Origin of the sequence: Streptomyces sp. NPDC021115, from assembly GCF_044333065.1 — a bacterium.
In the GTDB taxonomy this organism is placed as follows: Bacteria; Actinomycetota; Actinomycetes; order Streptomycetales; family Streptomycetaceae; genus Streptomyces.
Genome location: NZ_JBIRQF010000005.1, coordinates 193,699 through 211,954, shown reverse-complemented (window position 1 = coordinate 211,954; position 18,256 = coordinate 193,699). Strand labels below are relative to the sequence as shown.

General features: G+C 73.2%; 18 protein-coding genes. 13 read left to right on the top strand and 5 right to left on the bottom strand.

Going from position 1 to position 18,256, the window contains the following annotated elements:
• Window position 1: 1 nt before the first annotated feature.
• The 13 genes from ACH4TL_RS18495 to ACH4TL_RS18435 all read left to right on the top strand — a co-directional run bounded on the left by ACH4TL_RS18495 (window position 2) and on the right by ACH4TL_RS18435 (window position 13,541).
• Complete coding sequence (locus ACH4TL_RS18495; protein WP_398315283.1) at window positions 2-1,225, top strand: MFS transporter; 1,224 nt, start codon at window positions 2-4, stop codon at window positions 1,223-1,225.
• Window positions 1,222-2,217, top strand: coding sequence for a methyltransferase (locus ACH4TL_RS18490; RefSeq protein WP_398315281.1), 996 nt, complete (start codon window positions 1,222-1,224; stop codon window positions 2,215-2,217). Before ACH4TL_RS18495 ends, ACH4TL_RS18490 begins: the two co-directional genes overlap by 4 nt.
• A gap of 47 nt (window positions 2,218-2,264) precedes the next feature.
• Entirely contained in the window at window positions 2,265-3,086 is an 822-nt protein-coding gene (locus ACH4TL_RS18485) for an endonuclease/exonuclease/phosphatase family protein (RefSeq protein ID WP_398315279.1), read from the top strand.
• A 35-nt stretch (window positions 3,087-3,121) separates the two neighbouring features.
• Window positions 3,122-3,718, top strand: a complete 597-nt coding sequence (locus ACH4TL_RS18480) for a sugar O-acetyltransferase (RefSeq protein ID WP_398315277.1) — start codon at window positions 3,122-3,124, stop codon at window positions 3,716-3,718.
• Between the two features lie 41 nt (window positions 3,719-3,759).
• Window positions 3,760-4,455: an HAD family hydrolase gene (locus tag ACH4TL_RS18475; RefSeq protein WP_398315275.1), complete on the top strand. Its 696-nt coding sequence runs from the start codon at window positions 3,760-3,762 to the stop codon at window positions 4,453-4,455.
• Window positions 4,456-4,493: 38 nt separating this feature from the next.
• Entirely contained in the window at window positions 4,494-6,143 is a 1,650-nt protein-coding gene (locus tag ACH4TL_RS18470) for a glycoside hydrolase family 13 protein (RefSeq protein WP_398315273.1), read from the top strand.
• Window positions 6,136-7,023, top strand: coding sequence for a prephenate dehydrogenase (locus ACH4TL_RS18465; RefSeq protein ID WP_398315271.1), 888 nt, complete (start codon window positions 6,136-6,138; stop codon window positions 7,021-7,023). Before ACH4TL_RS18470 ends, ACH4TL_RS18465 begins: the two co-directional genes overlap by 8 nt.
• 38 nt (window positions 7,024-7,061) lie before the next feature.
• The gene (locus ACH4TL_RS18460; protein WP_398315269.1) at window positions 7,062-7,838 is read left to right on the top strand and encodes an AfsA-related hotdog domain-containing protein; all 777 of its coding nucleotides are present in this window, start codon (window positions 7,062-7,064) and stop codon (window positions 7,836-7,838) included.
• A 26-nt stretch (window positions 7,839-7,864) separates the two neighbouring features.
• A complete protein-coding gene (locus tag ACH4TL_RS18455) occupies window positions 7,865-8,512 on the top strand; it encodes a methyltransferase family protein (RefSeq protein WP_398315267.1) in 648 nt (215 codons plus the stop codon).
• 7 nt (window positions 8,513-8,519) lie between these two features.
• Window positions 8,520-11,264: a PEP/pyruvate-binding domain-containing protein gene (locus tag ACH4TL_RS18450; RefSeq protein WP_398315265.1), complete on the top strand. Its 2,745-nt coding sequence runs from the start codon at window positions 8,520-8,522 to the stop codon at window positions 11,262-11,264.
• Complete coding sequence (locus ACH4TL_RS18445) at window positions 11,261-12,193, top strand: UbiA family prenyltransferase (RefSeq protein ID WP_398315263.1); 933 nt, start codon at window positions 11,261-11,263, stop codon at window positions 12,191-12,193. Before ACH4TL_RS18450 ends, ACH4TL_RS18445 begins: the two co-directional genes overlap by 4 nt.
• 56 nt (window positions 12,194-12,249) lie before the next feature.
• Window positions 12,250-13,272, top strand: coding sequence for an MDR family NADP-dependent oxidoreductase (locus ACH4TL_RS18440; RefSeq protein WP_398315261.1), 1,023 nt, complete (start codon window positions 12,250-12,252; stop codon window positions 13,270-13,272).
• A gap of 116 nt (window positions 13,273-13,388) precedes the next feature.
• Window positions 13,389-13,541: a hypothetical protein gene (locus ACH4TL_RS18435; protein WP_398315259.1), complete on the top strand. Its 153-nt coding sequence runs from the start codon at window positions 13,389-13,391 to the stop codon at window positions 13,539-13,541.
• A 13-nt stretch (window positions 13,542-13,554) separates the two neighbouring features.
• Here ACH4TL_RS18435 and ACH4TL_RS18430 read toward each other — a convergent pair whose 3' ends face one another.
• The 5 genes from ACH4TL_RS18430 to ACH4TL_RS18410 are packed head-to-tail and all read right to left on the bottom strand — an operon-like array spanning window position 13,555 to window position 17,906.
• Window positions 13,555-14,976: a cytochrome P450 gene (locus tag ACH4TL_RS18430; RefSeq protein ID WP_398315257.1), complete on the bottom strand. Its 1,422-nt coding sequence runs from the start codon at window positions 14,974-14,976 to the stop codon at window positions 13,555-13,557.
• Complete coding sequence (locus ACH4TL_RS18425; RefSeq protein WP_398315255.1) at window positions 14,973-15,596, bottom strand: GTP-binding protein; 624 nt, start codon at window positions 15,594-15,596, stop codon at window positions 14,973-14,975. Before ACH4TL_RS18425 ends, ACH4TL_RS18430 begins: the two co-directional genes overlap by 4 nt.
• A complete protein-coding gene (locus tag ACH4TL_RS18420) occupies window positions 15,577-15,975 on the bottom strand; it encodes a DUF742 domain-containing protein (protein WP_398315253.1) in 399 nt (132 codons plus the stop codon). Before ACH4TL_RS18420 ends, ACH4TL_RS18425 begins: the two co-directional genes overlap by 20 nt.
• Window positions 15,972-16,358 carry a roadblock/LC7 domain-containing protein gene (locus ACH4TL_RS18415; protein WP_184503146.1) on the bottom strand — a complete coding sequence of 129 codons (387 nt, stop codon included), beginning with the start codon at window positions 16,356-16,358 and terminating at the stop codon, window positions 15,972-15,974. The genes ACH4TL_RS18420 and ACH4TL_RS18415 overlap by 4 nt, the downstream gene beginning before the upstream one ends.
• A gap of 24 nt (window positions 16,359-16,382) precedes the next feature.
• Entirely contained in the window at window positions 16,383-17,906 is a 1,524-nt protein-coding gene (locus ACH4TL_RS18410) for a sensor histidine kinase (RefSeq protein WP_398315251.1), read from the bottom strand.
• Window positions 17,907-18,256: the final 350 nt, after the last annotated feature.

Here is an 18,256-nt window from a genome sequence, read left to right as displayed (position 1 = left end):
CATGCCGGTGCCGCCCGCCGCACCCGCCCGGGGTCTCGTCGTGGCCCCTCTGGTGCTGTCCTTGCTGCTGGGCGTGGTCACCGCGGCGCTGGGAGCGGCGTTGCCGCTGCTCAGGCCCGCGTACGGGCTGCCCGATGGGGGCGGGGCCGAGCTGGTCGGGCTGTACAACCTGGGTGCGCTCGCCGGGGTCGCCGCGTGCGGTCTCGGCGGCCGTACCGGCGCCGGGGGGTCCACCACCGGGCGCCCGGTCCTCGCCCTGCTGGCCGCGTTCGCGGGCGGCTGCGCGGGGATGGCGCTCGCGCCCACCTGGTGGCTGCTGAACGCGTGCGCCACCGCGACGGGCTTCGGCTTCGGCGGGCTGCTGCTGTACCTGAACGCCTTCTTCGGCCGCTTCCCGGGGCGGCGCGGGCTGCTGCTGATGAATCTGCTGCACGCGTGCTTCGGCGCGGGCGCCACCGTGGGACCGCTGCTGGTGGGGCGGTTCGGTGAGGTGTCGTGGCTGCTGCTGGTGACGGCGGGGCTGACGGCGCCGCTCCTCTGGCCGGCCCGACGCCTCGGCACGGCGGGCCCCGGCACCCCGCCAACGGCCGATACCGGCACCGACGCCCCGGCCTGGCGCCGGAGCCTGCCCCCGCTGGCCGTGTTCGCGGCCGTGGCCTTCCTGTACGCGGGCGTGGAGGCCGGTATCGGCGCGCTGGAGTCCACCCACCTGGAGGCCGCGGGCCGTTCCGCCGAGGAGGCCGCCGGGCTCACCGCGCTGTTCTGGGCGGGCCTCACCGCCGGCCGGGTGGTGCTGCCGCCCGTGACGCACCGGCTGGGCCACCCGCGGCTGGTCCTGCTCTGCCTGCTCGCCGCCACCGGCCTGCTCCTCACCACGCTCGACGGCCGCTGGGCACCGGCGGGTTACGGGCTGGCCGGGTTCGCGCTGGGCACGGTCTTCCCGACCGTCCTCGTCTGGGCCACCGCCGCCCTGCCGCTCCCACCGGAACGCGTCAGCGCCGTACTGCTGCTGACCAACCTGATCGGCAGCGCGGCCCTGCCGCCCCTGCTGGGCCTGTTCGCCGCAGCGGCCCGGGCAGCCGTGTCGATTCCGCTGTCGATCGCCGCTCTCACCCTGTCGTGCGGCCTGGCCGTCACGGCCGCCGTCGCCCTGGCCCGGCGGGCGGAACCGACCGCCGCCCGCCCGCACCCCGACGACCGACCCGACCAGAAGGTAAGGACATGACCTCACCCCAGCCCGTCACCGAGTTGTTCTGGGCGTACTGGAAGACCAAGACGATGCTCAGCGCCATCGAGCTGGGCGTCTTCACCGAGCTGGCCAAGGAGCCGCTGCGCGGAGACGAGCTGGCCGGCCGGCTCGGTCTCGGCCCCGGCGCCGTCGGCGACTTCCTGGACGCTCTGGTGGCGCTCGACCTGCTGGACCGTACCGGCGATGTCTACGCCAACACCCCCGCGGCCGACGAATACCTGGACGCGGGCAAGCCCGCCACCTATCTCGGTGACAGCTACCTGGCCCAGTGCGCGGGCCTGGCCGATGACCTGACGGGGGTGCTTCGGACCGGCGAGGCGCTGCGCGGAGCCCGTACCGGCCGCGACTTCTACGCCGACATGTACGCGACGTCGCACTCGGTCCGCGCCTTCCAGCGGGACATGACGGCGCTGAGCATCGGCTCGGCGCGGGTGATCGCGGAGAGCTTCCCCTGGGACAGCTACCGCTCGCTCGCCGACATCGGCACGTCCGAGGGCGCGCTGCCCGGCCGGATCCTGCTGAGCCACCCGCATCTGACCGCGGTCGGCTTCGACCTGCCGCAGGCCCGCGAGGGGTTCGAGGAGTACACCGGCGCGCTCGGCCTCGCCGACCGGATGAGCTTCAGGCCAGGCGACTTCTTCCGCGACGAACTGCCCTCGGCCGACGTGCTGGTGTTCGGGCACGTCCTGCACAACTGGGGGCTGGAGGAGAAGCGGCTGCTGCTGGACAAGGCGTACCGGACGCTGCCGGAGGGCGGGGCCGTGCTGATCTACGAGACGCTGATCGACGGCGACCGGCGGAGCAACGCGGTCGGGCTGATCCTCAGCCTCATGATGCACCTGGAGGTCCCCGGCGGCTTCGACTACACCGGTCCCCAGTGCCAGGAATGGCTGCGTGAGGCGGGCTTCCGGGAGACCCGCGTGGAACACCTGGACGGTCCGGAATCCATGATCGTCGGATTCAAGTGAGCGGGGCGGGCAGGCAGCCGGCGACGGCCGCCGCGAGCGACCTCGTCATGTTCTGGAACCTGTACGAGGCCGGGATCGACCGGCTGGGAGGCCGGGACGAACGCTGGCTGCTGCAGCGGGACATCGTCGCGGAACACCGGCCCCGGGTGCTGATGACCACCGAGGGGTGGGGCTGGGACCGGGACGGGGGGCGGTTCTTCGAGGACGCCAAGGCCGGGTTCGGCATGGACGGCGCGCTGTTCACCGCGAAGACCGGCTGCCATCTGGCGATCTTCTGGCAGCGGGACATCGCACCGGTGGAGACCGAGCGGACACCGCACGACCTCGCCCCGTGGCACGGCCACGGCAGCGTCACGCTGCGGCTGCCCGGGTGGTCGCACGAGCTGCGGTTCGTCGTGGCTCATCTGGACCCGTTCAGCCCCACGAACCGGCGGATCGAGTCCGACCGGCTGCGCCAGTACGCGAACCCCGCAGCGCCGGCCCCCACGGTCCTGGCCATGGACGCGAACTCCCTCCCGCCGGACGATCCGGAGCCGGACTGGACGACCGTGCCCCGCCACCGCCGGGACGACCACCGGTGGCCCGGCGAGAAGCACGCCGACCGCGCTCCGCTGCGGCGGCTGCTGGGCGAGGCCGAGGATCCGCTGTTCGTCGACGCGGGAGCCCATGCGCGGGATCGCTCGCCGACCTTCGGGCACCACCCGCCGGGCCAGGCGCCGCGCCGCATCGACGTGTTCCTGCTGTCGCCGGTCCTGACCGGGGCGCTGGCCTCGTACCAGGCGGTGGACGACCCCCGGCTGCTCCCGCACGACGGACGGCCGGGCGCCTCCGACCACCGGCCGATCGCCCTCCGGCTCCGCCCCCGGTAACCGTCCCCCGGAAAGGTCTCCCAATGGACGACGACATGGAAACGACCGACGAGCGGGGGCGACTGGCCGCGCTCAAGGCCCGGATGGCCGGCGGGCTGCCGTACGTCTCCACGGAGCCGGCGCTCATGCCTTACCGGGAGCGTTGTGCCCGGCTCCTGGACGCGTTCAACGCGACCGCGCTCACCGACGACCAGGCCCGGCAGCCGATTCTTCACGAGCTGCTCGGCCGGGTCGGGCCCGGTGGCTGGGTGATGCCCCGGTTCCTGTGCGAATTCGGCTTCTTCATCGAGCTGGGCGCCGAGACCAGGATCAACTTCGACGCCGTGCTCCTGGACTGCGCGCCGATCGTGCTGGGTTCGCGCGTCTGGCTGGCGCCGAGGTGCCAGCTCTACACCGCCGACCACGACCTCGACCCGCGGCGGCGGAGCGCCATGTGGGAGCGGGCCCGGCCGATCACCATCGGGGACGACGTGTGGCTCGGCGGCGGGGTGATCGTGCTGCCGGGGGTGACCATCGGCGAACGGACCGTCGTGGGCGCCGGAAGCGTGGTCACGAAGGACCTGCCGGCCGACGTGGTCGCGGCGGGCAACCCCGCCCGCGTGATCCGCGAGGTGCCGCGGCCACAGCCGTGAACCCGCTCCCCCGCCCCTGACGTACCCAAGGAAGGTTCCTGATGGACCCAGCGATCCAGGCCGTCGTCTTCGACCACGACGGAGTGCTGGTCGACTCGATCCGCCCCCACTTCCTCGCCTGCTCCGCCTTGTTCCGGGAGCACGGCGCGGAACTCCCCCGGGAGCGGTGGGCGCGGGAGGTCTGCGGCAGCCCCGACGCGCACCCCCTGCTGTTCGCCATGCTGCGGGCCTCCGCCGGGGCCGCCACCCGTACCGACGCCCAGCTCCAGGACCGGCTGGACACGCTGTGGGCCGAGCACTTCACCCCCGAGAACGTGCGGTTGATGCCGGGAGTCCGCGAACTGCTCGCCGCGTTGCGGGCCGTGGGCCTGCCGCTCGCGGTCGCCTCGGCGGCGGACGAGGGCTGGGTGCGGCGCTGGCTGCGCCACTACGGACTGGACGGCAGCTTCGCGACGGTCGTCACCGGTGACCAGGTACCGCGGCGGAAGCCCGACCCCGCCGTGTACCTGGAGACGGCCGCGCGGCTTTCGGTGGCGCCGCGGCGCTGCCTCGTGTTCGAGGACTCGGTGAGCGGGGTCGCGGCGGCCCGGGCGGCGGGCATGACGGTGCTGGCCGTTCCCACCCCGCTGACGAGTGCGTGCGACTACTCGCTCGCCCACCGTGTCCTGCCCGATCTGACCGTGGTGGACGTGGCGGAGCTGTCCCTCGCGGATCCGGCCCGGGCGGGGCAGCCGTGACGGCAGATACGGCGCGGCCCGCGCGTACCGTACGGTCCGTGCCCCAGGACCGGGCCTGGTGGCGGAGCGCGGTGATCTACGAGATCTACCCGCGCAGCTTCGCCGACGGCAACGGTGACGGCACGGGCGACCTCGCCGGGGTCCGGGCCCGGCTGCCGTATCTGGCACGGCTCGGCGTCGACGCCCTGTGGTTCACGCCGTGGTACCCCTCGCCCATGGCCGACGGCGGCTACGACGTCGTGGACTACCACGGTGTCGACCCGCTGTTCGGCACCCTCGACGAGGCCGAGCGGCTCATCGCCGAAGCCCTCGAACTCGGCATCCGTACGGTCGTGGACATCGTGCCGAATCACGTCTCCAGCGCCCATCCGTGGTTCCGCGCGGCGCTCGCCGCGCCTCCCGGCTCCGCGGAGCGCGCGCTGTTCCACTTCCGTCCCGGGCGCGGCCCGTCAGGTCAGGAGCCGCCCAACAACTGGCGTTCGGAGTTCGGCGGCCCGGCCTGGACGCGGACCGCCGGACCGGACGGAACGCCCGGCGAGTGGTTTCTGCACCTGTTCTCCCCCGACCAGCCCGACCTCAACTGGGACCACCCCCGGGTGCGCGACGCCCACGAGGAGGTACTGCGGTTCTGGCTGGACCGCGGGGTCGCAGGGCTACGCGTGGACTCCGCGACCCTGCTCGCCAAGGACCCGGCCCTGCCCGACCTCGCCGACCCCGGCCTCGCCCCGGAGGACCCCTCGCACCCGTACGCCGACCGCGAGGAACTCCACGGCCTCTACCGCTCCTGGCGGCGGATCACCGACTCCTATCCCGGCGACCGCGCGCTCATCGGCGAGATGTGGCTGCACGAACCAGGGCGCTTCGCCCGCTATCTGCGCCCCGACGAGCTGCACACCGCCTTCAACCTCGACTTCCTGCGCAGCCCCTGGGACGCCGGGCAGCTGCGCCGTTGCGTCGACGCCACGCTCGCCGCGCACGGCGGTGCCCCCGCCTGCTGGGTGCTGTGCAATCACGACGTGACGCGCACCGTCACCCGCTACGGCCGGACCGGCACCGGCTTCGACTTCGCCGCCAAGGCCCACGGCACGCCGACGGATCTCGCCCTGGGGACCCGCCGCGCCAGGGCCGCCGCGCTGCTCACCCTCGCCCTGCCGGGATCCGTCTACCTCTACCAGGGTGAGGAGCTGGGCCTGCCGGAGGTCGAGGACATTCCGGCGGACCGCCTGCGCGATCCGATGCACTTCCGCTCGGGCGGCGAGGATCCGGGGCGCGACGGGTGCCGGGTGCCGCTGCCGTGGAGCGGTGCCGCCCCGCCGTACGGCTTCACGGGAGAGGACGCCGAGCCGTGGCTGCCGCAGCCGAAGGGGTGGGCGGAGCTCACCGTCGAGGCGCAGGAGGGCGCGGCCGGATCGACGCTGGAGCTGTACCGGGAGGCGCTGCGCCTGCGGCGGGCGCTGCCCGCGCTGCACGGCGCGCCGCTGGAGTGGCTGCCCGGCGGCCCCGGCGTGCTCGCCTTCCGGCGCGGTGACGTGGTGTGCGTGGTGAACCTCTCGGACCGCGCAGTCCCGCTGCCCGAGGGCCACACCGTCCTGCTGACCAGCGAGCCGGGACCGCCGGGCGGCGCCGCGCTCGCTCCGGACGCGGCGGCGTGGACGGTGCGGGACGGGAAGGGCGGCGGACATGCGTAGCGCGGCAGTGATCGGAACCGGCCTCATCGGCACCTCGGTGGCGCTCGCCCTCACCGGCCAGGGGGTAACCACCTACCTCCTGGACCGCGATCCGGAGGCGGCCAGGACCGCCGCGGCCCTGGGCGCCGGCCTCGCCGCCACCCCGCGCGCCCCGGTCGACCTGGCGGTCGTCGCGGTGCCGCCCGCGCATACGGCGTCGGTGCTCAAGGAGCATCAGCACCGCATGCTGGCGCGCTTCTTCACCGACGTGGCCAGCGTCAAGACGCGCCCCCTGATGGACGCCGCGTCGGCCGGCTGCGACCTGACGGCTTACGTCGGCGGACACCCCATGGCGGGGCGGGAGTTGTCGGGCCCGCTGGCCGCCCGCGCGGACCTCTTCCAAGGCCGTACGTGGGTGCTCACCCCGTCCGCGTTCTCCCGCGCCGAGGCCCTGCACCACGCCACCGAGCTGATCGAGCTGTGCGGCGGCCGGCCGGTGATCATGGGGCACGCCGAGCACGACCGGGCGGTCGCCCTGACCTCGCATGCCCCCCACATGGTGGCGAGCCTGCTGGCCGGCCGGCTGCTCGGCGCCGAGACGGCACAGCTGCGGCTGGTGGGCAAGGGGCTGCGGGACGCGACGCGCATCGCGGCGGGAGACGCCGGGCTGTGGGCCGACATCATCGGCTCGAACGCGGGCCCCGTCGAGCAGGTACTGGCCGAACTGGCCGAGGAGCTCGGCGCGGTCGTCGCGGCGCTGCGCGAGCTGGACGACTCCGCCGCGCGTCCCCGCGGGAAGGCGGCGGCGGAACTTCTGGCGGCGCTCGCACGGGGTGAGGAAGGACGGTCGCGGATCGTCGCCGCGGAGCGGCCGGCCGACGCGGCGCGGGCCGCCCGCTGAACACTGCCGAACCGGCACACCACGAGAAGGGAGCCAGGATGGACGACGAGATCGTGTTCATCGTCGGAGACCGCTTGGCCGGGGGGCCGCCACGGGCGGGTCTCACGTCGTTGTCCAGGCTCGTAGCGGACTTGAGAGCGGGGCGGCTGAGGGATCCGCTGCCGGTGCTCGTCCCGGGACAGGGCATCGAACGGCACGAGATGGACCTCATCCGGGCGGAGCTGAAGCGTTGCCGGCTGCCCGGGACCGCACTGTGGGACGCGGTCCCGCCGGAGCTCGCCGGCCGCGGTGAAGTCCACAAGCACCGTCAGGAGAACGTCCTGATCGCCGGTCTGCGGCGGGTCGGCGACACCCACTACCGGGCCGCGCTGCGCCTGTCGAACACGCACGAGATGGTGCTCGACCACACCACCGGCACCCATGTCACGGGAATGGTGGTGACGGAGGCCGTCCGGCAGATGTCGCTGGCCGTCGCCGAACGGTATCTGCTGAAGCCGGGTCAGCCCGTTCAGCGGTTCCTCATCAACTCCCTTCAGGTGTCGTTCTCCCGCTTCCTGCTCCCGCTGGACGCCGAGATCGACTATCACCTCGACGAGGCCGTGTGGAAGCGGCCGGACGTGCTGCGCTACCGCGGGCAGTGCGACGTCCTGCAGGCGGGCGTCACGACCGCGTCCGGTTCCATGGACCTGTCGGCCTACGAGGAGGGCGCGGCCGAGCGGATCGAGGAGACCCAGCGCGAAGCCGCCGTCCAGCGGCTGGCCGATCGCCATCAGGCCGCCCGGTCGCCGGAATCGTCCGAGCACCGCGTCCCGTGACCCGTGACCCGGCCAGGAGGCCGACCATGACATGGCTTCTGCGGAGATTTCCGCTGTTCGTGCTCACCGTGTCCGTCATGGCCACGGCGGTGGCCACCGTCCGTGAGGCGGCCGGCTGGTCCGACCCGGCGCACCGGGTCGGATGCGTCCTCGCGGCGTCGTACCTGCTGTGGCTGCTGCTGGAGAGCTGGACGACGGTGCGCAGTTCGCGGGCGACCGAGGCGACGACCGACCGCGGCACGGTCTACGCGTACGGCGCGGCGCGGGCCGCCACCGTGGCGACCGCGTGCCTGGTGCCGACGGACTGGTCCGGGTACCGGCCGTGGATGCCCGTCCTGCCGGTGGCCTTCGTCTGCGCCGTCGCCCTGCGACTGGCGGCGGTCCGCGCCCTCGGGCGGTTCTACTCGCACCGGGTGCGGGCTCTCGGCGACCACCGGATCGTGGACACCGGCCCGTACCGCCTGGTGCGGCATCCCGCGTACGTCGGCATGGCGGCCGCGCACCTCGCCTTCGTCGGCTACTTCCTCAACCCCGCGAGCGCCGCCGCGCTGGTGGTCCTGCTGCTGCCGGCCATCGTGGTGCGCGTCCTGGTCGAGGAACGGATGCTGTTCGCCCTGCCCGGCTACTCCGACTTCGCGGCGTCCCGGCGCCGCCTCATCCCCTGGGTGTGGTGACATCGACATGACCATCGAGAACCTCCTGCGGGCCGTCCGCCCCGCCGGGCGCCGGGTCCCGGTACTGCGCGGGAGAGCGCTGCTGGACGAGGCGGAGGTGGGCCCGAAGTTCGCCCGCCAGGCCCGGATGGCCTCGGCCGGACTGCCCGTGCCCCACTTCTTCTGCCTGCCCGCGAGTCTGTTCACCCGCACCCTGGCACCCGTACGCCCGCGGCTCCTGGCGATCCTGCGGCGGCTGGACCACGCCGACCCCGACCGGCTGGCCGAGCAGTCCGACGCCCTGCGCCGCCTGGTCCTCGACGTGCCGGTCCCCCTGCCGGTGGCGCGCGCCGTCCACCGGGCGTACGACGAGGTGTTCGGCCCGCACGCCGTGGTGTCGGTGCGGTCCTCGATGGTGGGGCCGCGTGGGCGGGCCTCCGAAGACTCGGCCGAGGACGCCTTCGCGGGCATCGGCGAAAGCTTTCTGTACGTCACCCGGGATCAGGTGCTGGAGCGGGTGCGCGAGTGCTGGGCCTCCGGGTTCGGCACCCGGGCGCTGTTGTACCGGGCGGCGCGCTCCACCGCCGCCACGGAGGACTTCGCCGTCAGCGTGGGCGTCCAGCGCATGGTGTTCGGCCGCCGCTCCTTCGTCCTGTTCACGTGCGACCCGCTGACCGGGGCCCGGGACCGGGTGCTGGCGGCCGGGCTCGGCATCGGGGAGGGGGTCGTCCAGGAGAAGGTGCCGGTGGACCATCACTTCATCGACCGGCGCACGGGCGCGGTCCGCTCCGTCGTCGCGCACAAGTCCGAGCGCGTGGAGGAGGATCCCACGCGGCCGGGCAGCGGGCCCCGTCTGCTCCCGGTGCACGGCCGCGAGCGGGACGAACCGGCGCTCACCGACGGGCAGATCCGGCGCATCACTGAGCTCGGCGACCGCGTCGAGCGGCTCTTCGGCTGCCCGCAGGACATCGAGGGCACCCTCACCGAGGACGGCGCCCCGCACCTCCTCCAGGCCCGGCCGGTCGTCCTCGACCTGGGCGGGCAGCGGCTGTGGAGCAACGCGAACATCACCGAGAGCTATCCCGGCGTGACCACCGCCCTCACCTACTCCTTCGCCCAGCGCTTCTACCGTGAGGACTTCCGCGACTTCTACCGGCGGCTCGGGGTCTCCCCCGCCGTGCTGGCACGCCACGAGAACGACCTGAGGTCCATGCTCGGCCTGCTGAACGGACGGGTCTACTACTCGCTCAGCGCGTGGTACACGCTGCACCGGCTGTCCCCCACGTTCCCGCTGTGGCGCGCCAGTTTCGAGCGGATGATGGGCATGTCACCCTCCGTGACGGATGTGCGCCCCGACCGCCTCGCCACCTCTCCCGGCCGGCTGCCGGAAACCGCCGCGGCCCTGCTGCGCCTGGCCTGGCTGCGGGCCGTGCACGTCCCCGCCGCCCGGAGCTTCGACCGCTGGTGGCAGCAGACCATCGCGCGCCACCGCGTGGCCGCCAGGACCGCCGACCCGCTCCAACTGGCGCGGCTGATGCGGTCACTGTGGCGGGAGGCCGGGGAACGCTGGGGCCTCACCCTCGTCAACGACGTGCTGTTGCAGACCGCCGAGACCGCCGTCATGCGGCTCTTCTCCCGCTGGCTGCCCGGCGCCGACGCGGGTCTGCACAGCGATCTGCTGTGCGGGGGCGAGGAAAACCGCAGCGTCACCATCCTGATGTCCCTCGTGGATCTCGCCGAACGGATCAGGGCCACCCCCGGGCTGCTGGATGCCCTCGCCGACGAGGACCCCGGCAAGCCCCCCGAGGAACTGCTGCGCCGGATCGAGGACGGCGCGTTCGGCACGGACATCGCGGACCGGATGCGGGCACACGGGGCGGCCCACGGCGACCGGGGCCTGCAGGAGCTCAAGCTGGAGGTCCCGGTGCCGCGCGAACAGCCGTCCCAGCTGCTGCGGCTGGCCGGCGAGTACGCGCGCGGCGGCCTGACCCGCGAGCACCTGCGCGGCCGGGAGGCCGCGACCCGGCGGGCCGCCGAGGAGCGGCTGCGGACGCTGCTGGCGGGCCACCCCGTGCGGCGCTGGGTGCTGCGTTCCCTGCTCGCCCAGCAGCGCCGGTACATCAACATCCGGGAGGACACCCGCTACAGCCGCAGCGAGCTGTTCGGATTCGGCCGCCAGATATACCGCCGGCTGGGTACGGAACTCGCGGCGCGCGGTGCCCTGGAAGCGGCGGAGGACGTGGTCCACCTCACCGAGGAGGAGATCCTCGGCCACTTCGACGGGGGCGCGGTCACCGACGATCTGCGGGGGCTGGCACGGCTGCGCAAAGCCGAGCACCTGAGCCGTGCCGCCCTCGGTGTCGAACTCCCCGCGGACTTCGCCACGATGGGCCCGGTACGCGACGGGCTGCCCACTACGGAGCGGGACGCGCGGCCGGGCCCGCGGCTGCGCGGGCTGGGCTCCAGCGGCGGTGTCGTACGGGGCACCGCCCGTGTGGTCATCGACCCGCACCAGCGTGTCGACCCCACCGACGACCTGATCCTGGTGGCCCGGGAGACCGACCCCGGGTGGCTGTTCCTCATGCTCTCCGCGCGCGGCATCGTCGTCGAGCGCGGCACGCTGTTGTCCCACACCGCCATCAGCGGCCGGAAGTTCGGCATCCCCACCGTCGTCGCGCTGCCCGGCGCGACGAGAAGGATTCCGGACGGGGCACGCGTGGAGATGGACGGCGCGACCGGCACCGTGACGATCCTGGACGAGGTGGCGGAATGAGCGGCACGGTGCGGCGGCTGTACGCGTTCTTCGCCGAGCGCGCCCCCGCCCGCGTCTATGTGACGTACGCGGTGCTGTGGGTGCTCGCCCTGGAGGGTGCGCTGGCCCTGGTGGAGCCGGGCGACGCCCGCTGGCGGCTGGGGGCGCCCACACTCGCCGAGATCGGCACGGTGTGGCTGGCCCTGCTCTTCATCCGGGTCGTGGACGAGCAGAAGGACCTGGCGTACGACCGGGAGCACAATCCGGACAGGCCACTGCCGCGCGGCTCGATCACGGTACGCGAACTGCGACTCGCCATGGCGGTCATCGCGGCCGCGGGCATCGCACTCACCGTGTGGCGGTCGTCCCTGCTCACCGGCTGGCTGCTGCTGGATCTGGCGTACATCTGTTTCCTGGTCGGACTCGAACGCTGGTCGAGGTCGATCCGGGAAGGCATCTTCCGCAATCTGGCGGTGAGCTATCCCGTGCAGGCGCTGCTCAGCGTGCACGTGTGGCTCTCGTACCGGGACGCGACGGGCGCCGGCCCGCACTGGACCGCCGCCGTGCCGGTTCTGCTCTGCGCCTGTGTCTTCCTGCACTTCGAGTTCGCCCGCAAGACCAGCCACCAGCTCACGCCCGGCGCCACCCTCTACTCGAACGCGATCGGCACCCGGGGCTCCGTCGGGCTGACCGTGGGCTGCGCCCTGGCGGCGGCGGTGCTGGCGCTGCTCGTCGTCCGTCCGTGGCAGGTGCACGGTCCGGCGGCGGCCGCCGCGTGGCTGCCGCTGTCGGCGCTCGGCTGTGTCTGGGCGGGCGGCGAGCGGTTCGCGCTGGCCGACGCGCGGGGCGCGACGTGGCCGCGGGGACCGGCGATGGGCTTCCTCGCCTGGTTCTACGTCGGCCTGTTCGTGGCCGCGCTGAGCGTGGCGGCCCCGGGCCTGACCGTGTGACACCCCGCGCCCTGACCGCGTCGCACCACCGCCGTTCCGAGGATGAGGACCACCCCATGGCCGCGCCCGTACCCGTCCCGTCCACCCACCGCGAGGTGCGCCTGACCGCCCGTCCCGGGGGCAGACTGCGCCCTGACCGGTTCGAGGTCGCCGAGGTCCCGGTCCCGGTGCCCCGCCCTGGCCAGGTCCTCGTACGCAATCGGCTGACGCGGGTCGGCGCGGTGACCCGCACGCTCATGGAGAGCGCCGACGCCGTCCTCCCGATGTCCCCGTACGAACCGGGCCGGGCGCTGTGGGCCCCGGCGCTCGGCGAGGTGGTCACGGCCCCGGGCACCCGCCTCGGCCCCGGCGATCTCGTCAGACACCCGCTCGGCTGGCGGGAATACGCGGTGATCGAGGGGGACGACGCACGGCGCGTCGACCCGGCCCTGTGGCCCGACCCGGCCGCCTGCCTCTCACAGGGATTCGCGGGCTGGCTGGCAGTGGTACGCGCCGCCGGAGTACGGCCGGGCGAGACGGTGTTCGTCACCGGCGCGGCGGGCGGGGCGGGCTCCATCGCCGGACAGTTCGCCCGCGTGCGGGGAGCGGGACGGGTCATCGGGTCGACGGGGTCGCGGCGCAAGGCCGACTACCTCGTGGGGACGCTGGGTTTCGACGCGGCCGTCGTCAGGGGCGAGGCGCCGATCGAGGAGCAGCTGCGCGCGGCGGCCCCCGAGGGTATCGACGTGCTCGTCGACACGGTCGGCGGCGAGCAGCTCCGGGCCGCGTTGGCACTGGCCCGCCGAGGCGCGCGATGCGTCGTCATCGGCGCGCTGTCCGCGCAGGCCCGCGGCGGCACGACGGCCGGGGTGCCGATCGACACCCTGGCGCTGTTCTCCCGGGGCATCACCCTCCGCGGGCTCACCACCGCCGACCACCGCGACGCGGCGCCGCGCTGGGAGGAGCAGTTCAGCCGGGGCCTGCGCGCCGGTGTCCTCACCTTTCCGCACACCCGGCTGCGGGGGATCGAACGGGCACCGCGTGCCCTGGCTGAACTGCTGGACGGCCACCACATCGGTACGGTCCTCCTGGAGTCGTGACCGGAAGGACGACCTCGTCCTAGCCGAAGGCCCCACGGTCGAGAGACGATGGTGTCTCGGCCATGGGGCCGGTGTTCCGGCGTTTGTGTGCCGGGACCGCCGTGAGGAGGTCGGGGATGACCGGATCTGCCAAGGGAATGACGGCGTGCGCGGTGGGTGGTCTGGTGGCAGTGACGGCCTACACCGTGTCGCTGGGGAGCAATGGCTGGCTGTGGTTCGCCTGGGTGGTGCTCGCCCTGCTGACGCTGGGGACGCTGCTGGCCCGCTGAGCGGGACCTGACGTCATCCGCGCAGCCACCGCCACAGGGCGGTCCACCACGGGACGCGGGCGGGCGGCGGCGCGGTGGCGGCGGCGGTGGTCTCCGCGGGTAAGGCTTCTTCCCCGTCCGCCGGCGCCCAGCGGGTGGGGCGCAGCCGGGGCGTGAGCAGCATGCCGGAGGTGTTCTCCACCGGCTCGGTGTCGGGCCTGCGCGGCATGAACGCGACCGGCAGCGCGACCAGATGGCGGGAGATCCACGACGCCACCCAGTTCAGCTCGGACTCCGGTACGTCGAGCCGCACATCGGGCAGCCGCAGCAGCAGGGTGTCGATGGCGGTGTCGGCGATGGCGCGGCCGATGTCCTGGCCGGGGCATTCGTGCGGGCCGCCGCTGAACGACAGGTGTGAGCGGTTGCCGTACATGGGCGCGGCGAGGTCGGGGCGGATGGCGGGGTCGACGTTCCCGGCGGCGAGGCCGAGCAGCAGCATGTCCCCGGCCTTGATCTGCCGTCCGCCGAGTTCGGTGTCGCCGGTGGCCCAGCGGCCGGGGATCACGGTGAGCGGGGGTTCGTTCCACAGCACGTGCTCGATGGCGTCCGGCAGGGTCATATGGCCACCGGCCAGGGAGGCGCGGAAGCGCGGGTCGGTGAGGACCATGCGCAGCGTGTTGGCCATGAGGTTGGTGGTGGTCTCGTTGCCGGTGAGCAGCACGAGCCGCAGATGCTGGACGACCTCCTCCTCGGTCAGCTCGGAGGGGTGGCTCAGCAGCCAGGACGCGAGGTCCTCGGCGGGGTGGGCGCGTTTGCGCTCGACGAGCTGGCGCAGGGTGTCGGTGACGTAACTGTCGCTGCGCAGGGCCGTGTCGGAGCCCTTCATCAGGTCGCGGGTGGCCTCCACCAGCCGGGGGCCGTACTCGTCGGGCATGCCGAGCAGCTGGGTGAGGACGAGCATGGGCAGCCGCTGGGCGAAGCCGGTGACCAGTTCGGCCTGTCCGTCGGCGCAGAAGTCGTTGACCAGCTGATGGGTGAAGCGGGTGATGTGGCGGCGGATGCCGCGGCGGTCGACGCGGTTCATGCTGTCGGTGAGCGCGGCGCGCAGCCGCTCGTGCTCGTCGCCGTCGGCGAAGGTGCACATGGGCTGCCAGCCGACCACGGGGAGCAGCGGCGAGTCGTCCGGGATGCGGCCCTCCGCCCAGGCGCTCCAGTACCGGGAGTCGCGGGAGAAGCGGGACGGGGTGCGGGCGACCTCCAGGTTCTCGCGGTAGCCCAGCAGCAGCCAGGCCGGTACGTCACCGCCGAGCCGCACCGGGGCCACCGGTCCGTGTTCGGTGCGCAGCCGCTCGTACAGGCCCATCGGGTCCTTCTCGTTCTCGGATCCGAAGAGGTCCACCACACCGGCGAGGGGGCTCCGGGCGTGGGCGGGGCACTGGTCGGGAGGAGGGGTCACGGTGTCTCCGGGGTCACGGTGGTGAGGTGCTGCAGATGGCTCACGAGGGTGATGAGGGTGTCGCGGCTGGAGGCGCGGTCGCGGGCGTCGCAGTCGATGATGGGGACGGCGTCCGGCAGGTCGAGGGCCGCGCGCAGCTCGCCGACGGGGTGGACGGGCGCCCCGGGGAAGGCGTTGATGGCGACGACGAAGGGGACGCCCCGCTCCTCCAGCCGTCCCAGGACGTCGAAGCTGACCTCCAGGCGGCGGGTGTCGATGAGGACCACGGCCCCGAGCGCGCCCTCGAAGAGGCCGTTCCACAGGAACCAGAAGCGCTCCTGGCCCGGGGTGCCGAACAGGTAGAGCACCAGCTGTTCGTTGAGGCTGATCCGGCCGAAGTCCATGGCCACGGTGGTCTCGGTCTTGCGCTCGACCCCGGCGATGTCGTCGACGCCGACCCCGGCCTGGGTCATCGTCTCCTCGGTGGTCAGCGGGCGGATCTCGCTCACCGACCCGACCATGGTGGTCTTGCCGACCCCGAAGCCGCCGACGATCACGATCTTGACGGCCGCGGCGGCGGACTCCGGGAGGGTGTCCTCGGCGCGGGGTCCGGCGAGCGTCTCAGAGGTTCTGTAGTCCATGCATCACCGCCTGGAGGAGTTCGGTGTCGGGCAGCACCGCGGCCGGGACCGGTGCCCGGGCCTCCACCTGGTGGTGGGCGAGCAGATCCGCGAGGAGCCGGGTCACGGTGCTGACGGGCAGCGTGAGGTACGCGGAGATCTCGGCCACGGAGAGCGGGAAGTGGCACATCCTCAGCACGGCGGCGGCCTCGGGCAGCATGCCCGGTTCGGGTTCGGCCCGGGCCACGATCAGGCTGACGAGTTCGATGGTGTCCGCCCGCGGGGACCGGCCGGGGCCGCCGCCGTCGACGAGGTAGAGCCGTTCGGGGCCGCCTTCGTCGGCGGCCTTTCCGGGCCCGGCGCCCTTTCCGGCTCCGGCGCCCCTTCCGGTCCGGCTCATGGCATGCGTCCGGAGGCCCGTGGCGGGCTGCTGAGATGTTCGCCGAGCCGGGCGACCAGGTCTCTCATGCACTGGCCCATCAGCCCGGCGTCCACGCCGTCCTCGGCGAGCACCGCGAGGTAGGAGCTGGTGCCCGCGGCCATCAGATAGAAGAAGCCGCCGTCGACCTCGATGACCACCAGCCGCATCCGGCCGTCGCCGGTGGGGAATTCGGCGGCGATCGCCGTCGACAGGCTCTGGAGCCCCGCACAGGCCGCGGCCAGGCGGTCGGCGGTCTCCTCGTCCGTACCGACCTGGGCCATGCACAGGCCGTCCGAGGACAGCAGGACCACGTGGCGGGTCTGCGGAACGCTCTTGGCGAGGTCCCGGAGCATCCAGTCCATGTTGAACCGCGCTTGCGTCACTTGCTACTCACCCTTATCCGAGGCGGTCGACGGGTCCGTTGGCTCGTTGCCGTACGAAAGGCCGGTGAAGTCCACCGGGTCCGCCTCGCCGGAGACGGCCTTGGTGAACGCGGCCAGCCACATCCCCGGCTGGACGGGCGGCTCGGCCGGTGCCGCGGGGGCCACCGGGGCGGGCTCCGGGTCGGCCTGGACGCGGATGGGCGGGGTCACGGTCGGCATCCGGCGGCGGCGCTGGGGCAGTCCGGCGGTGTTGTGGCGGATCCCGTTGTGGTCGTGGGCGACCGGGCCGGTGGCGTTGTCGGGGAACGGCGGATAGGGCTCGGCGCGCTTGATGGGCTTGGGCGGCGGCAGCTTCTGGGCGCGGGCGATGGCGCCGCCGGGGGCGGGGGTGGGGCAGATGACGTCCTGCGGGACGACGAGCACCGCGCGGACGCCGCCGTACGCGGAGGGCCGCAGCGAAACCTGGAACCGGTACTTCACGGCGAGGCGGCCGACCACGGCCAGGCCCAGCCGGGGCGTCTCACCGAGGTCGTCGAGGTCGAAGCCGGTGCCCGCCTTCTCCAGCACGTACTCGGTCCGCCTGCGGCTCTCCTCCGACAGGCCCACCCCGGCGTCCTCGATCTCGACCGCGACGCCGGACTGGACCTCGACGGCGGTCAGATGCACCCGGGTCTTGGGCGGGGAGTAGCGGGTGGCGTTGTCCAGGAGTTCGGCCAGGGCGTGGATCAGGGGCTCCACGGACGGGCCGACGATGCCGACGTCGGCGACCGAGTGCAGGTCCACCCGCCGGTATTCGAGGATGCGGGACATGGCGCCGCGCAGCACGTTGTACAGCGGCACCGGGTTGCGCCACTGGCGGCCAGGCCGGGAGCCGCCGAGCACCGAGATGCTGTCGGCGAGGCGGCCGATCAGCGCGTTGCCGTGGTCGAGGTGGAGGAGGTCGTGGAAGACCTCGGGGGCGGCCCCGTGCTTGTCCTCCATGTCCCGCATGTCCATGGCCTGTTGGTGGACGATGACCTGCACCCGGCGGGCGATGTTGACGAACGCCGTGCCCGCCGCGTCGCGCAGGTCCTCCTCGGCCCGCACGGTCTCCAGCAGGGTCCGTACGACGGCGCGGTGCGCGGACTCGAAGTCCGGGTCGAGGACGGGCGAGGGCTCGATGGTCCTCATCACGGCGTCGACCTCGGCCCCGCGCTGAAGCCGCTCCACGGCCGCGGGCAGCACCTCCTGGGCCAGCCGCCGGGTCTCCACCTCCTGGTCGGCCAGGCGCTGCCGGTACGCGGCGTCCTGTTCGGCGGCCCGGGTGCGCAGCCTGCCGATGAGGCGTCCGCGGCGGACCGACTCGGCCGCCGCCAGGGCCACCGCCAGCGTCGCCGCCGCGCCGCACCAGGCGACCATGGCCCGCGCCCCGGCGGACACCACGGTCACGGCGAGCGCCGCGCAGGCCGCCATCGCGGCGGGAGGGATGAGCCATACGAGCGCGGAGGCGGGCCGTCGGCCTCCAGATGACGCGCCGGCGAAAACCATCGGCTTCCTTAAAAGCAGCGGGAGAAAATGCGTGCGAATTGAACTCGCTATGAGGCCCGGAGCATAGCGGTTGTGACACATCCCGAAATGACGATGATTTTTTCTTGGTAACGAATTCAAGCGGCGAATTCAGCGAGCGTAAAAAAGCGATCGCATTCGCTCACGCCCCTGGGAGTTCCGAAACCCCACACCGCCAACATGCGGTGCATTTGCCGCCATTACGGACATCATGTGGCGACTCGCCGGGCGCGGCGGCGAGTTGTACAGTCGGCAGTTTTCCCTGGCGCGTTTCCCCGGGCATGTTCCCCCCGGACATGCTCCCGGACATGCGGCGGGGGCCGCCCCTGCTG